The sequence below is a fragment of the Gloeothece verrucosa PCC 7822 genome, assembly GCF_000147335.1.
Lineage (GTDB): Bacteria > Cyanobacteriota > Cyanobacteriia > Cyanobacteriales > Microcystaceae > Gloeothece > Gloeothece verrucosa.
Genome location: NC_014501.1, coordinates 210,050 through 223,376, shown reverse-complemented (window position 1 = coordinate 223,376; position 13,327 = coordinate 210,050). Strand labels below are relative to the sequence as shown.

General features: G+C 41.0%; 14 protein-coding genes. 7 read left to right on the top strand and 7 right to left on the bottom strand.

Annotation, left to right across the window (positions count from 1 at the left end):
• Positions 1-3: 3 nt before the first annotated feature.
• Positions 4-1,239, bottom strand: coding sequence for an NAD(P)/FAD-dependent oxidoreductase (locus CYAN7822_RS00955; protein WP_013320360.1), 1,236 nt, complete (start codon positions 1,237-1,239; stop codon positions 4-6).
• A gap of 303 nt (positions 1,240-1,542) precedes the next feature.
• Between CYAN7822_RS00955 and CYAN7822_RS00950 the strand changes: the two genes are divergently transcribed.
• Together CYAN7822_RS00950 and CYAN7822_RS00945 are read left to right on the top strand one after the other, a co-directional pair.
• Complete coding sequence (locus tag CYAN7822_RS00950; RefSeq protein WP_013320359.1) at positions 1,543-2,040, top strand: TIGR00725 family protein; 498 nt, start codon at positions 1,543-1,545, stop codon at positions 2,038-2,040.
• A gap of 154 nt (positions 2,041-2,194) precedes the next feature.
• Positions 2,195-2,794: a superoxide dismutase gene (locus tag CYAN7822_RS00945; RefSeq protein ID WP_013320358.1), complete on the top strand. Its 600-nt coding sequence runs from the start codon at positions 2,195-2,197 to the stop codon at positions 2,792-2,794.
• Positions 2,795-3,437: 643 nt separating this feature from the next.
• On the opposite strand, the gene pdxA is transcribed toward CYAN7822_RS00945, so the two are convergent.
• Complete coding sequence (pdxA, locus tag CYAN7822_RS00935) at positions 3,438-4,526, bottom strand: 4-hydroxythreonine-4-phosphate dehydrogenase PdxA (RefSeq protein WP_013320356.1); 1,089 nt, start codon at positions 4,524-4,526, stop codon at positions 3,438-3,440.
• A gap of 79 nt (positions 4,527-4,605) precedes the next feature.
• Here pdxA and petM point away from each other — a divergent pair, with 79 nt between their 5' ends.
• The 5 genes from petM to CYAN7822_RS39290 all read left to right on the top strand — a co-directional run bounded on the left by petM (position 4,606) and on the right by CYAN7822_RS39290 (position 8,130).
• On the top strand, positions 4,606-4,719 hold the full coding sequence (gene petM, locus CYAN7822_RS00930) for a cytochrome b6-f complex subunit PetM (RefSeq protein ID WP_013320355.1): 114 nt from the start codon (positions 4,606-4,608) through the stop codon (positions 4,717-4,719).
• A gap of 91 nt (positions 4,720-4,810) precedes the next feature.
• Positions 4,811-5,203 (top strand): photosystem II reaction center protein Psb28, encoded by a 393-nt coding sequence (gene psb28 / locus CYAN7822_RS00925; protein ID WP_013320354.1) that lies wholly within the window; start codon positions 4,811-4,813, stop codon positions 5,201-5,203.
• Between the two features lie 21 nt (positions 5,204-5,224).
• The gene (gene thyD / locus CYAN7822_RS00920; protein ID WP_013320353.1) at positions 5,225-6,148 is read left to right on the top strand and encodes a thylakoid membrane protein ThyD; all 924 of its coding nucleotides are present in this window, start codon (positions 5,225-5,227) and stop codon (positions 6,146-6,148) included.
• Between the two features lie 16 nt (positions 6,149-6,164).
• Positions 6,165-6,944, top strand: coding sequence for a hypothetical protein (locus CYAN7822_RS00915; RefSeq protein ID WP_013320352.1), 780 nt, complete (start codon positions 6,165-6,167; stop codon positions 6,942-6,944).
• Positions 6,945-7,428: 484 nt separating this feature from the next.
• Positions 7,429-8,130: a PEP-CTERM sorting domain-containing protein gene (locus tag CYAN7822_RS39290; protein WP_013320351.1), complete on the top strand. Its 702-nt coding sequence runs from the start codon at positions 7,429-7,431 to the stop codon at positions 8,128-8,130.
• 176 nt (positions 8,131-8,306) lie between these two features.
• Here CYAN7822_RS39290 and CYAN7822_RS00905 read toward each other — a convergent pair whose 3' ends face one another.
• The 5 genes from CYAN7822_RS00905 to CYAN7822_RS00885 form a co-directional block, all read right to left on the bottom strand.
• Positions 8,307-8,678, bottom strand: coding sequence for an EamA family transporter (locus CYAN7822_RS00905; RefSeq protein ID WP_013320350.1), 372 nt, complete (start codon positions 8,676-8,678; stop codon positions 8,307-8,309).
• A 97-nt stretch (positions 8,679-8,775) separates the two neighbouring features.
• Positions 8,776-10,053, bottom strand: coding sequence for a pentapeptide repeat-containing protein (locus CYAN7822_RS00900; protein WP_013320349.1), 1,278 nt, complete (start codon positions 10,051-10,053; stop codon positions 8,776-8,778).
• Between the two features lie 19 nt (positions 10,054-10,072).
• A complete protein-coding gene (locus tag CYAN7822_RS00895; RefSeq protein WP_013320348.1) occupies positions 10,073-12,043 on the bottom strand; it encodes a serine/threonine-protein kinase in 1,971 nt (656 codons plus the stop codon).
• Positions 12,044-12,176: 133 nt separating this feature from the next.
• Positions 12,177-12,713: a GIY-YIG nuclease family protein gene (locus CYAN7822_RS00890; protein WP_013320347.1), complete on the bottom strand. Its 537-nt coding sequence runs from the start codon at positions 12,711-12,713 to the stop codon at positions 12,177-12,179.
• 57 nt (positions 12,714-12,770) lie between these two features.
• Entirely contained in the window at positions 12,771-13,094 is a 324-nt protein-coding gene (locus CYAN7822_RS00885) for a hypothetical protein (RefSeq protein ID WP_013320346.1), read from the bottom strand.
• Positions 13,095-13,327: the final 233 nt, after the last annotated feature.

The window sequence follows — 13,327 nt, the reverse complement described above, 5'->3', positions numbered from 1 at the left end:
AGATTAGTTTCTCAGAGAAATTTGCTCTAAGATGCGAGTAAAATGCCATCTGAAAAACTGTTTGCATTTGACGGTTAATTTAAAAAACCAAGACTGTAAAACCTGCCGGCGATGACGCATAGTCGGTAAACGAAGAATATAAACTAATCTTCTGAGAATATCGGCTAGTCTACCGTTCACGTTTAGCAAAAAACTAGAGATGATAGCTGACTTTCTTCCTAGAGTCAACATATCTCCTAAATGATGATAATGAAAGGCTTTTAAAGGTTTATTTTCTATCATTGCCGCTATATTTTTAGCCAGACAACTAGCTTGTTGAAAAGCCGCCTGTGCTGTAGCCGGGTGAGATTTTTTTCCCTCACGACTATCGGCAAGGTCTCCTAAAGCAAAAACTTCTGGGTAATCAATTAGTTGTAAAGTCGGATAAATTAACAATTTTCCCTGAGCATTTTTTTGACAGTCTAAATGACGAACCCATTCACTTACCTGAGTTCCGGCTGCCCAAATCACTAAATCCCGTTGCAGTTGAACTTTTTGGTCATTTTTAAGTAACGTAAGCGAATCTGCCGCTATAGCTTCAACAGTGGTATTTAATTCAACTTTAACCCGTTTGAGGACAAGAGAACGCCAAGCCGCCTTTCTTACCCCTTGAGAAAACCCTTTAAGAATGTTTTCTCCTCTTTCAATTAAACTAACTTGCCCTCGTTTTCCTAATCGATCAGCCAATTTACAGGCTAATTCTACGCCATTAGGGCCCCCACCAATCACCGTAGCGCGAATTAAAGGTTTTTGTGATGCCTCTAGTAGATGAATTTCTCCTTGAAGACGTTCTACATCTTCCAAGGTTCTAAAGGTTAAGGCGTGAGTGGATAACCCCGGAACATCTAAAAAGCGGTTTTGACTCCCTGCCGCCAACACTAAATAATCATAAGATAACTGTTGCTCATTTTCCAGTTGCACCACTCGAGTTTTAAAATCCACGCTTTTTACAGCTTGTTGACACCATTGAATCTGCGTAAAAGCCAATAATTTTTGATAAGAGGGAGCAATTTCCCACCTTTGTAATTCGCCAGTAATCAATTCATAAAGTAACGGAGTAAAAAGAAAGTGATCTTTCGGTTCCACTAAAATAATTTGGCATAGACCCGCTTTAAAAACTCGAAATCGACTCAAATAGAGAGCCGTATATAAGCCGCCAAATCCTCCCCCAATCAGACAAATTTTATAGCATTTAGTCATCGTTCTTTGGCTGTATAATACTACATTAAATCCCGCTTGAGTATAGCGATTTAATTCCTGATTATATCGGGTAAAAACCTAGGTTTGTAAATGTCTAAAGACACAAAAAATTTATGGTTCTCCACTTTCTAGTATGCTAGATTTTGCTTAAAAGCTTGACGGCGCAAGGATTATAACTTATTACTATCAGTTTAAGTCGGATTGTTCCCAGATCCGGTGTTCCCTGTTCCCTTTTTCAAACAGCATTCTATACCTTGTAGAACCAAATTTATTAATATAGTTTAACTCATCCAAAGTTAAAAGATGAAAAAAACGATAATTGGTATTATGGGGCCCGGAAAACAGGCCACACCTACCGACTTAACTTATGCTTACCAACTCGGGCAATTAATTGCTCAACAAGGATGGGTATTGCTAACCGGTGGGAGAAATGTAGGAGTCATGGATGCCGCCAGTCGTGGGGCAAAATCAGCAGGCGGCTTGACAGTGGGAATTCTCCCAGATGATCATCCTCAAGGCGTATCACCTGGGGTAGATCTTGTCATCATCACCGATATGGGGAATGCTCGCAATAATATCAATGTTCTCTCCTCTGATGTAGTGATTGCCTGTGGTATGGGAAGCGGCACAGCATCAGAAATTGCCCTCGCCCTCAAAAATCATAAATCGGTCATTCTTTTAACTCAGCATCAAGAAGCCATACAGTTTTTTACCAATTTGTCAAGAGATAAAGTGTTTCTGGCCACCAATCCTAAAGAAGTTATCGAGTTAGTCAAAGTAATTTTAAGCAACTCTGCCTAAAGAGGGATAATTTGGGGAAGCGTACCCTTTTACGATAAGATGATCCTGTTAAGTTTTATTTCAGCTTGCTAATTTTCTTGGCGCAAGAAGCTGAAGAATTTCCCTTAAAGCTAAATTTTGCTTTGACTTAGCAATCTCCAGAGGAAGAACACAAATGGCATACGAATTACCTGTATTACCTTATGATTACACGGCTCTAGAGCCTTATATTTCCAAATCAACCCTTGAGTTTCACCACGACAAGCACCACGCGGCTTATGTCAATAACTTTAATAAAGCTGTGGCGGGAACTGAATTAGACTCATTACCCATTGAAGAAGTAATCAAAAAGATAGCCGGTGATTCTTCCAAGACAGGTGTTTTCAACAATGCGGCTCAAGCGTGGAATCACACCTTTTATTGGAATTCCCTAAAACCCAATGGCGGCGGGACTCCTAGCGGTGCTATCGCTGATAAAATCAATGCTGATTTCGGTAGCTTTGAGAAATTTGTTGAAGAATTTAAAAATGCTGGTGCTACTCAATTTGGTAGCGGCTGGGCTTGGTTAGTGCTGGACAATGGAACCTTAAAAGTTACCAAAACCCCGAACGCTGACAACCCCTTAACGGCAGGTCAAGTTCCCCTACTAACTATGGATGTATGGGAACACGCTTACTACTTAGATTATCAAAACAAGCGTCCTGACTACATCGAGACATTTATCAGCAAACTTATCAATTGGGAATTCGTTAACCAAAACTTAGCCCACGCTTAGTACATTAATTAACTAATGGGGAGTTTGAGGGGCTATAAGTCCCGCGCTGTACCGGAACGCTCAGCGTCGGGACGGGGCTTATAAATGTCTGGGGTTTCCCCAGGCAACAGCCCCTCATCCATGGACCCCTCAAGCCCAACGAGGGGGTTCGATGCCCCTGATTTGGGCAATGATCTAACGAGTTCGCCAATAACATCTGTCTTTGTCCTTTTTGTTCTCTTGCAGTAACGCTCAAGTTTTTTCATCTCCGAGACGGAAATTCTTACGTGTAAATCTTTTTCGGTCATCTGATCTACCAGTATGGTACAATCATTCTATCAGCTAACCTCTGACCAGATTGAGAGTAAAAGGTAGGCATTGATTCGGAACCTCCAAACTCTGGGGACGGTACAGCACCTTGACAACTCAAGTTATGGGGTTCCAGACAGGAATTAGAGTCATCGGTTGACTCTCGGTGTCTGGGTAAAAACTTGACCGTAAGTAGGTCACGCTTTCCGCAAAAATCTTTGCAGAAACTACCCAGGGACTCTGGGGAAGGAAAAAGTCTATGCAGTCGGGCTATCGGGGAACCAACGGTGGGAGTAGTCATACGTTTATACCAACGAGTTCTAGATAAGTGGCGAAAGCCCAGCAATGGGAGTAACTAGAAATGCCTAATCGTGAGGTTAGGAAGCCCGCTCCGTACCGCAGGTCGGAGTCGGGAGAATGTCACAGTTGCCGCTAACTTAATCGCTTCTATCATACTTGCCGCCTTAGCAACCCCCAAACCGGCAATATCAAAAGCCGTTCCATGATCTGGAGAAGTTCTCACAAACGGCAACCCGATGGTAGTATTAATGGCCTGATCAAAAGCCATCAACTTCACCGGTATTAAACCTTGATCATGATATAACGCCAAATAACCATCCGCCGCCGCCGCATTAACCCCCTGAGTATACCAAGCTTGACCCGGCGTTACCCACATCGTATCCGGAGGAACAGGCCCCACCAACTTAACCTCTCGACGTTGAATTTTTTCAGCTTCTAACCAAGCAATTAACCACTCTTTCTCCTCAGTTCCCAACTGTCCCCCCTCACCACTATGGGGGTTAAGTCCAGCTATGACAATTTTCGGTTCACTCAGTCCAAAATCTGTCCTTAAACACTCCACCAATAAATCTAATTTCCGAGTCATTAACTCAGGGTTAAGAACGCGAGGAACTTCAGATAAAGGTATATGAGTCGTGGCTAATAACGTCCTCAATACCCAACCTGTATAAGGGGACCTCGCCACAAACAACATCCCATATTTGTCTACTCCCGCCGCTTGAGCTAAAACTTCCGTTTGTCCGGGATAATCATAACCCGCCGCTTTCCAACAATATTTAGCAATGGGAGCGGTGACAATTGCGTCAAACTGAGCGTTTAAGGTGCCGGCAAGTGCCGCGTTTAAATAAGCAAAACTCGCCTCACCACTAGCGGCATTTCCTTCTCCCAAGCGAATCTGACTCAAGAGAGTTTTTTCTAAAGGCAGATCCAAAATAGATAAACTATCCGGCTCAGCAAGGTCTTCAGGTTTGAGATGAGACAGCGAGCGCAGACGCTCATAAGTAGAGATCAGTAGCGCACGACTGCCTACCACAGTAATCTGATAATTTTCTGCCACTGAAGGATCAGCCAAGGCTTTAAGAACCACTTCTGGACCAATGCCGGCCGGATCGCCTAATGTGACTGCTAGATGTAGGGATTTCATTGTCAAGTTCCCTTGTAATGTGGCTCAACTGCTTTAAAATAACAATAATGTATGTTTGAGATTAAAAGGATAAAAACCAATGACTGCTGAAAGTATGCTATTCAATGGAGCCATCTTATCTATTGTACTGGTTTTAGTGGGACTGGCTTGGGGTTTTTTACTGCTTAAAATTCAAGGCGGGGAAGCCGAATAGGATTTTAACAGAGAATTGACAATTGATCATTGATAATTTTCAATTGTCAATGATTAACTCTTTTTTATAAAAATTTAAACATAAATTTATCATGACATCTGCAACGCCTTCTATAGAATTTTTTGACGGGCTTTCAGAAGAATTAGCCAATGTAAGTTTACGACGCAGTAAAGAAACAGGTATTCGCAGCGTTTTAATGATTTTTAAAACCTTAAAAGCCATCGAAAAATTTCAAAGTTTTACCAAAAGAAGCTACGGAGATTTACGTTTAATCGACTCTGAAGGAATCATTAGCGTTCAACCCTCATCCGTTAAATTTATCTTTGGGGGGGATGAAGGAGACGACATAAAACGGGTAGAATGTACATTTGAAATTCCCCAAGATGATCACTGGGAACGATTCATGCGCTTTATGCAGCGATATGCAGAGGCCAATGGGATGGGATACAGTGACCAAGGCAAAAATACACAGCAAAACTCCTAACTAACAACAAGTAAAGTAACAATGAAAATAGCCATTACCGGAGCCACAGGATTTGTTGGCACTCGCTTAGTCGAAAAATTAAATGCCCAAGGTGATCAAATCTTAGTGTTAACTCGTAACCCCGAAAAAGCGAAACGAGTTTTTCCGGCAGTCGCATTTTCTAATCTTGAGGTGGTAAAGTATCAAGCGACAGAATCCGGAGAGTGGCAAAAGGCGATTTCTGGCTGTGATGCTGTGGTTAACTTAGCCGGAGAACCCATTTCAGAGCGTTGGACACCGGCTCATAAACAAGCCATTTTAGACAGCCGCCAACTGGGAACCCAAAAAATCGTCGAAGCGATCATCAAAGCTAATGCCAAACCGTCAGTATTAATTAATCCTTCCGCCATTGGTTATTATGGCACCAGCGAAACAGCCACCTTTGATGAAAATAGCCCTTCAGGAACAGATTTTTTAGCCGAAGTTTGTCAAAAATGGGAAGCCGAAGCCGCAAAAGTTAAAGAAGCCGGCGTGCGCTTAGTGATTATTCGTTTTGGAATTGTTTTAGGTGATGGGGGAGCATTAGCAAAAATGATTCCTCCCTTTAAGATGTTTGCTGGTGGACCCATTGGAGAAGGCCGTCAGTGGTTTTCTTGGATACATCGAGATGATTTAGTTTCTCTGATTCTAGAAGCCTTAAAACGACCTGATCTAGAAGGCACCTTTAATGGGACAGCCCCCAATCCAGTACAAATGAATCAGTTTTGTCAAATCCTAGGAGAAGTGATCAAGCGCCCCTCCTGGTTACCGGTGCCCGGTTTTGCCCTAGAAGTGCTGTTAGGAGAGGGAGCAAAAGTGGTTTTAGAAGGTCAACAAGTTCTGCCAAAAGCAACACAAAAGATCGGTTTTCAGTATCAATATCCAACGCTAAAACCGGCTTTGCAAGAGATTATATCTAAAATGTAATCCTTCCACTAACTATATGAATAGCTCTTTCACCGCAAAAACTTTTTGTTTTTGTACTTTAGCTCTGGGTAAGAAATACCAATTATTGGCTAGAGAACTTGCCCTAGGTCTTAAAAGATATGCTCCTAAAGCTAAAATTGTAGTCGGTACAGATAATCCTAAACAATTCAAAAATTGTGAGAATGTCATCTCATTTCAACAGAAGCAAACAGGGGTTTTACACTGTTATAATGATAAAAGATTCGTGATTGAAAAATGTTTATTAAATGCTGATGCCGCGATATATTTAGATGCTGATACAAAAATTATTAGTGAAATTGATATCTCTGTTGAAATTCTAGGCGGCATAAGAGGATTTTCTGAAAATTTATTATATCATGTTAGTAAATATAGGCCAGAAGACCTAGAAAAATTCCAGAAATTATCATCAAAATTAAAAATTCCAATAGAAGAAGTTGATTGGATCGGAGACTCATTATTTATAGTAGCCAAAGACGGGGGAAAAGAAAAAGAGTTTCTAGAAATATGGGGTTTAATTGCTCGTTATTTAGAATTGAAAGGGATTCATAGTGGTCAAGGTAATGTCATGGGTTTAGCCGCCACTAAAGTAGGCTGGAAAGTACGAAACAGCGACAGTTTAAGGGCTATTGCTCGAGCTACAAAACATTTAGATGCTTCTCATGACGTAAAAAAAATCAGTTTTTGGCAAAGGTTGCAGAAAAAATCCACCTATCATTATCGATTAAATAAAGCCCGTTTAATCGCTTTGAAAGATTTTGATTTTTATTATCGTTAAAAAAATATATAGCATCTCTCATTTTAGTGAGGTACATAGTTTTTCGATTTTAGGGAACAGGGAACAGGTAATAAAAAATAAAATTGAGGTGTACCTCATTGATTTGAGAAACGCTATAAGTACCTGGACATAAATAAAGCACTTTGTATAAAGAATTGTAAAACGCCCACAATTCCCCCACACCCTAACCTCACAGTTAACTTTAATGAGTGTCCGACTACTTAGCAACAGGCGCTGTTGCAAAAGGTACTCTTGATAGGGTATGTCGTGAGAATTTTTTTTGAGGAATTTTTAAAGAATTAATGAATTATTAAGATTTGATTAAGAAAGATTTACAGTAAGTTATACATCTATATAGTGATAGATTACATTAAATCTAATAGCATTTTGGTAACATTGAATACAGCAAGAGAAAACAAGTATATACATAAAAATACAAGTCTCATTGCTAATCTGTTCAAACAAAAATTAAAAAAACACAACTATGATCAAGCTAAAAATTTTCCAACAACCCATGCTACTTGGTGTTTCCTTGATAGTACCTGCTGTTATGGCCCTCACTTCTACACCTGTCAAAGCACTAACAGATGTTGAATGTGCATTAGATAAAGCTTGTTCCTTATCAAGAGGCGGCGTATCGGATTTAGTTAATGTATATTTAAATGGTGTCCTTAATCAGCGATTCATCATTTTTGGTAATGACGAAGGACAACCATTTGTTGTCCCTGGAGTAGGTGATCCTAGTATCCCCATTAATTACCCTGGTACTCCTTTCACATTGACTGTGCTGACAGAACAAGGTACAGGCACTGGAAGTAATGCAATAGTTAGTGACGTTTTTGGGATCATTCATAATGATGAAAACTCCGCCAGTTTGTTTGCATGGTCTGATCTAGAGGATAATTTTGGAACTGTTGGTGACCTATTGAATGTAGGTTTCACAGGCCCTATTTTTGAAGAGAAACCTCTTGGTAATCCTTATGGATATTTTTTAGAACCTGGTTCTTCTGTGTTTACCATAGAATATGATTTGACACAATACTTACATCCAAACCTAGTTGCTGCTGGATACAAAGTAACCTACCAGTCTGATGCGGTTCCTGAACCTTTTACCATTCTTGGTGTAGGTACAGCATTAGGTTTCGGTACTTTGTTTAAAAGTAAGCTCAAGAAAAAAGCTGAATAATGACTATTGTCTAAAATAACTGAAAATTAAGTGAAGTTTAAGTAATATAAGCACTTTTTATGATATTCTGGGAATTGATCGTAGCTTGATAGAGTCTCTCCCGTACTTCTAAAAGAAGGCGCAAGGCTTGCTCCCCAAATGTAACAGTACCCAACATTTTAGCGGAAACGTTATATTTAGCGAGGTTGCCAAACCACTAAAATGACACCACAGACAATAAATCCTAAACCAAATAAACGATAAACTGGAATAGACTCTTTAAAGAAAAAATAACCCATTAAAACCGAAAAAATGTAAATTAATGAAGCCGAAGGCCCGACAACACTGAGTTTAACACGGGTTAATAATAAAATATAAGCTACAGCCCCTAATCCATAACAAAATAAACCCAATAATAACTCGGGTGTAGAGATAATATTCAAAACATGGCTAATCAGGTTCCCAGCATTGACTTTTCCTAATTTTCCCGCCCCCAGTTTGAGAAAAAATTGCCCAGTTACACTAACCAAAACTGAAAAAAATAATAAACACAATTCTTTAGGGGTCACAACCTTTTTCCTTAATCTAAGAGAGACGGTTAATAATTTACCTTATTTTTAGGTGTTTTAAACCGATCTAAAATTTCTCCTATGGCAAGAGTGCCTATCAACGCCCTAACTTATTAGGAATTCCCTCACATCCCCCAGGAATCGTCCCGCGAGTTTGTTCTCCTCCCCAAGCACAACAATAATAACGCTGTTCTTCATTAAGATTTTTCACGCCAATTAAATTAGTATTTTCAACCACTGCGCCGGTATGGGCACCCGTTTGATAATCGGGAGGAATATGCTGACTGCGGGGACTGGCGTATTCTACAGAACCATAAAACAATCGAACGCCTTTCAAATCAGCCTGTGCTAAATTAGCTTCAAATAACACAGTACGAGACAAATTAGCCTTAACCAAATCACAGCCGCTTAAATTGGCCCGTACCATATTAGCTTCACTTAAATCAGTCCAACGTAAATCTGTACCGGATAAATCAGCACCCGCTAACATGACTCCTAAATTAATCACCCTAACTCCATAGGCGCGATCTTCAGCATAACCCCCTAAACCATCAAAAATCGGTCGTCCTAAATGGCTATCGCGGGCTAAAGGGGCTAAAAGTTTTGACTGAGAAAGAAAACGCAAAACTTTGGCTTTACCTTCAGCATTTAAACTTCCCAAAATTGCCGCCGTGCGACCTTCTGCCAAAGCCCTTTCTTGAGGCCAATCTTCTAACATCCCTTGTCCATCCAGAACCAGATCTGATACACCTTGAAAATAAGCATCAATGGTTTGTTGTTGAGTAATGCGATTTTGCTGAATGGTTAAATCTCGAGAAATAACATATTGCTGCCAAGCCACATAAACCGCCAACACAGCAATCATAATTTGCCCTAAAGCCCCCACCCAGTCAGCCCAAGAGCCAAATTCATCATATTTAAAATTATTGAGCCAAATAGCAATGGTTTCATATAGCCTAAAATATTTGGCCATTCCCGCAACAGATAAAGTAAAAACCACAGAGGCGAGTAACGTCTTTCTCTCTTGAAGGGTTAAATATTGACGAACCCAATCTTTGATCGAGGGGAAAATTACCCTTAAAGAGAGAAACAAAGCCGTCAACCCCCCAGAAAAACCCACCCAAGGCAGATTAAACCATAAACCTAAGCCGAGGATCGCCACCGCACCCAGTAATAAACGGGGATCTGATGAACTAATTTCTTTCTGAGATAGGGAAAGTTGAGAAGATTGGCGAGGGGGCGGAATCAACAGATTAAGCGATTTTTTTGGCGACGAAGGGGTCTTTCCATTCCCATTCGTAGAGGTTGACTGAACAGCAGAAGTGCTTTGCGAGTCGTGATTTGAGGTTGTATTAGATTCGGGTTGGTTGGTCATGGATCGTTAAATTCACCGTTCAATGAAAATCAGCTTCCCAAATACCAATGTAAATGCGATCAAACTGATTGCGTTGAATCGTTCCTTTTAGATTACCAACTAAAAATGAATGTTGGTTACTTTGGCGTAGATAGATTTGTTCTAAAGCTTGTTTAACTGAAGGCGGCGCATTCCCCCTTAATAATTGATTTAAGGTGGTTTTGATGGTGGCTAAACCCACCGACTGAGCAACAGAAACCTCGCTTTGTCTCACTCTTCCGCTTTCAGGCTCAAATAAATAACCGATATCAACTTTACTGGGAACCACGTTTTTGTATAATACCGCCTGAGTATTTCCCCAGAGTCCCTTATTAATGGTGGTGGGTTGTCCTAATTTTCGTCGGATTAATTCTTCTTTAGTGCCAGTAGCGACCACAGGGATTTTCAAAACACGACTTTGATGATCCCCCGAGGTGGATTTTTCCTGTTCAGGGGTTGCTGATGGTGACGGTTGTGGAGTCGGTTGACTTGGGGCCGAAGAAGCGGCAGGACTGGGTTGAACAGTTGGCGAGGGGGTTGGTGACGGGGAGGTTGGGGCAGTTTCTCCAGAAGGAGAGGCGGCAGGATTTTCAGGCGTAGTTGGAGGCGTTTGTCCAGCCGGAGAGGCGGCAGGGTTTTCAGACGGGGTTGGGGTCGTTTCTCCCGATGGAGAAGAGGTCGGTGACTCAAGCGGCGTTGGTGTGATTTCGCCTTCTGGAGAGGGAACAATAGTTTCAAGCGGACTTGGAGAAGTTTCTGGTGGAGGAACCGGCGTAAAGGTGTTGGAAGGGATAGGTTGTCTGCTGGGTCTTCTTCTTGGAACGATCTCGGGTGCTACTGGAGAGGGAGTTACTGAGATTTGCGGTTCTGGCGTTGCTTCTATGGGAGTAGGCTTGGGAGTATGATCGGAGCGTTGTTGCGCCAGAAAAATACTCAACCCCAAGATAAACCCTCCGATCATTAAACCCCCCACGCTTAAAAAGAAAGTTATCCCACTCCAAGCAGATTTTTTCTCTTCGGGTTCCCATTCTACTGCCGGTAGAATCATCTCTGGATCGGGTTGTGTGGCAATGGGTTGTTGTGCGAGAATTTTTCCGGGTTTTAGAGACCCCGGTGAAACCGCCACTGTAGCCACCGTCTTAGTTTCAGGAGGATGTTGCAGGGCGGCTAACATCTCTTGGGCAGAACTAAAGCGATCACGCGGATGAAAGCGAATAGCACGGTCGATGACGGCGGCTAAGTTAGAATGAAGGTTCGGGACGGAGTTACGCCAAAGAATTTCTCCGCTACGGGGATCGGTTTCTAGATATTGGGGGGTTTTGCCGCTCAGTAAAAACACGGCGGTTAGCCCTAAACTGTAGAGATCACTAGAAAAAACTGGGCGGCCTGCGGCTTGTTCAGAGGCCATATAGCCAGGAGTTCCCAAGGCGATAGAATAGGCACTCACCCCATCAGGTTGAACGAGTGTGGCCATGGCTTCTTTCATGATGCCAAAGTCGATCAACACAGGTAACCTATCTGAGGACCTTATAATAATGTTATCGGGCTTAACGTCTCGGTGAATAATGCGACGATGGTGGATGTAGTCTAATACTGGCAGAATTTGCACCAGGATGTCTGTGACTTCTTCTGAGGTAAAATTCCCTTCGAGTTGATGTTTCTGCGTCAGAGTCAGCCCTTCTATCCATTCTTGTACTAGATAAAAGTTATCTTCTTCGGCAAAGTAAGCATATAGTTGAGGAATTTGCGCGTTTTTGTCGCCTAAGTCCTCTAAAATTGTTGCTTCTCGCTGAAATCTTTCTTTTAGCCATTGCGGGAGTGAAGGGCTTTGAATGATCGGTTTAAGCTGCTTGATCACGCATTTGCGAGCCGAGGGCAGATGGGTATCGATCGCTAAAAAGGTTTCCCCAAAGCCTCCTCTAGCCAGGCTTTCTAGTATTTGATAACGATTGTTTAGTAAGGCTGTGGTCATCTGACGAAAAAACTCTCAGTATTGGTAACCAACAACTATCTTGTCTAATTTATCCATAATAGCTTGCTTGTTGATTTTACGAGAGAACGAGCAGTCAATCCTGAAAGCGGCTACTGCTATTTTTTTCCTATTTTTACTTTAGGTCTAACAATCCTTGTTCTTTTAGTTTAGGATTAAAACGCATATCCATCTGTACTCCTCGGGTTTTCAATTTTTCTTGAATGGCTTCTTCAACTCGCCGAGAAACTTTTTTAAGGAGCTTTATTTTTCCTAGGTCATCAGTGCTTTGATACTCTTGTTTTTCGGCTTCTGTCATCGCTAATTTAGCATCAATGGGTTCAGTCCATTTTCCTTGTTCTGAGTCATTTCCTAAAGGAGTTTTTCCATTTTCTTTAATCCAAGCTAAACGGATTTCTTCTAATTGGGTACGACTCGGACGAGTAATGGTTTGTATTTTCAGCCAATAACAATTATCCGGCTGACGGACTAAATGCTGTTTTAAACTTAAATAAATATCCCGTGAATAACCGACAAATTGTAATTCTTGCTCTTGATTGAAAATGGCATACACGCCAATTTTACTCTGAAAATCTTCGGATATTAAGCCGTTATCTAGATAAGGGAAATAATTTAGCGTTTTTAAGTCTGCGATTTCTGTTCCAGTAGTCATGAGATTTTTTCTGAGTTGAAGATGGATTTTTTGATAAGATAAAATCACTACTAACCATTATTTTTGTTTTCGATAAATGGCACAGAGGCGACTGGGGTTAAAAACTTTAGCTTTAAACATAAAATTAGGAGGGACATTAATAATTACGTAATCTTCTGAATTGAAATAACTTTCCAACTCAGGAGGCATTCCTTTAGGTGTTTCTTGACTATAAGGAACCGGTTGAAATAATAATTCAGTAAACTCTATTTTGGCTCCCTGTAATTGTTGGCTAATTTGCCCAAGAAAATCGGCGCTTTGTAGTAACTCAAATAACCGTGTTTTGGCTTCTTGGCTTAGCGTAAAACTCGCCTCAAAATTTTTAACGATTTTTAAACCCATATATTGATTAACGCTACTGATAGACCTAACTCACTCATGATACCGACAATCTTTACATTGCTCGGGCTAAAAATTTACAATTCTTAACAAAATTTCTGCAAATTGATTATTCTAAAGATTTTATTAACTAGCGGCTACCTGAGAGCCTCGCTGCCTAAAATCCACTAGCGGCTACATATCAGCAGACATCCGTTTTGACAATGTAAAAAATTTATAAAAAATAAATCAAAAAT

What these genes read in the sequence shown, in the direction of transcription:
- petM (WP_013320355.1), top strand. Translation starts at nt 4,606, where the DNA reads ATGACTGCTGAAAGTATGCTATTCAATGGAGCCATCTTATCTATTGTA.
- CYAN7822_RS00950 (WP_013320359.1), top strand. Translation starts at nt 1,543, where the DNA reads ATGAAAAAAACGATAATTGGTATTATGGGGCCCGGAAAACAGGCCACA.
- CYAN7822_RS00885 (WP_013320346.1), bottom strand. Translation starts at nt 13,094, where the DNA reads ATGGGTTTAAAAATCGTTAAAAATTTTGAGGCGAGTTTTACGCTAAGC.
- CYAN7822_RS39290 (WP_013320351.1), top strand. Translation starts at nt 7,429, where the DNA reads ATGATCAAGCTAAAAATTTTCCAACAACCCATGCTACTTGGTGTTTCC.
- thyD (WP_013320353.1), top strand. Translation starts at nt 5,225, where the DNA reads ATGAAAATAGCCATTACCGGAGCCACAGGATTTGTTGGCACTCGCTTA.
- psb28 (WP_013320354.1), top strand. Translation starts at nt 4,811, where the DNA reads ATGACATCTGCAACGCCTTCTATAGAATTTTTTGACGGGCTTTCAGAA.
- CYAN7822_RS00945 (WP_013320358.1), top strand. Translation starts at nt 2,195, where the DNA reads ATGGCATACGAATTACCTGTATTACCTTATGATTACACGGCTCTAGAG.
- CYAN7822_RS00900 (WP_013320349.1), bottom strand. Translation starts at nt 10,053, where the DNA reads ATGACCAACCAACCCGAATCTAATACAACCTCAAATCACGACTCGCAA.
- CYAN7822_RS00890 (WP_013320347.1), bottom strand. Translation starts at nt 12,713, where the DNA reads ATGACTACTGGAACAGAAATCGCAGACTTAAAAACGCTAAATTATTTC.
- CYAN7822_RS00915 (WP_013320352.1), top strand. Translation starts at nt 6,165, where the DNA reads ATGAATAGCTCTTTCACCGCAAAAACTTTTTGTTTTTGTACTTTAGCT.
- pdxA (WP_013320356.1), bottom strand. Translation starts at nt 4,526, where the DNA reads ATGAAATCCCTACATCTAGCAGTCACATTAGGCGATCCGGCCGGCATT.
- CYAN7822_RS00895 (WP_013320348.1), bottom strand. Translation starts at nt 12,043, where the DNA reads ATGACCACAGCCTTACTAAACAATCGTTATCAAATACTAGAAAGCCTG.
- CYAN7822_RS00955 (WP_013320360.1), bottom strand. Translation starts at nt 1,239, where the DNA reads ATGACTAAATGCTATAAAATTTGTCTGATTGGGGGAGGATTTGGCGGC.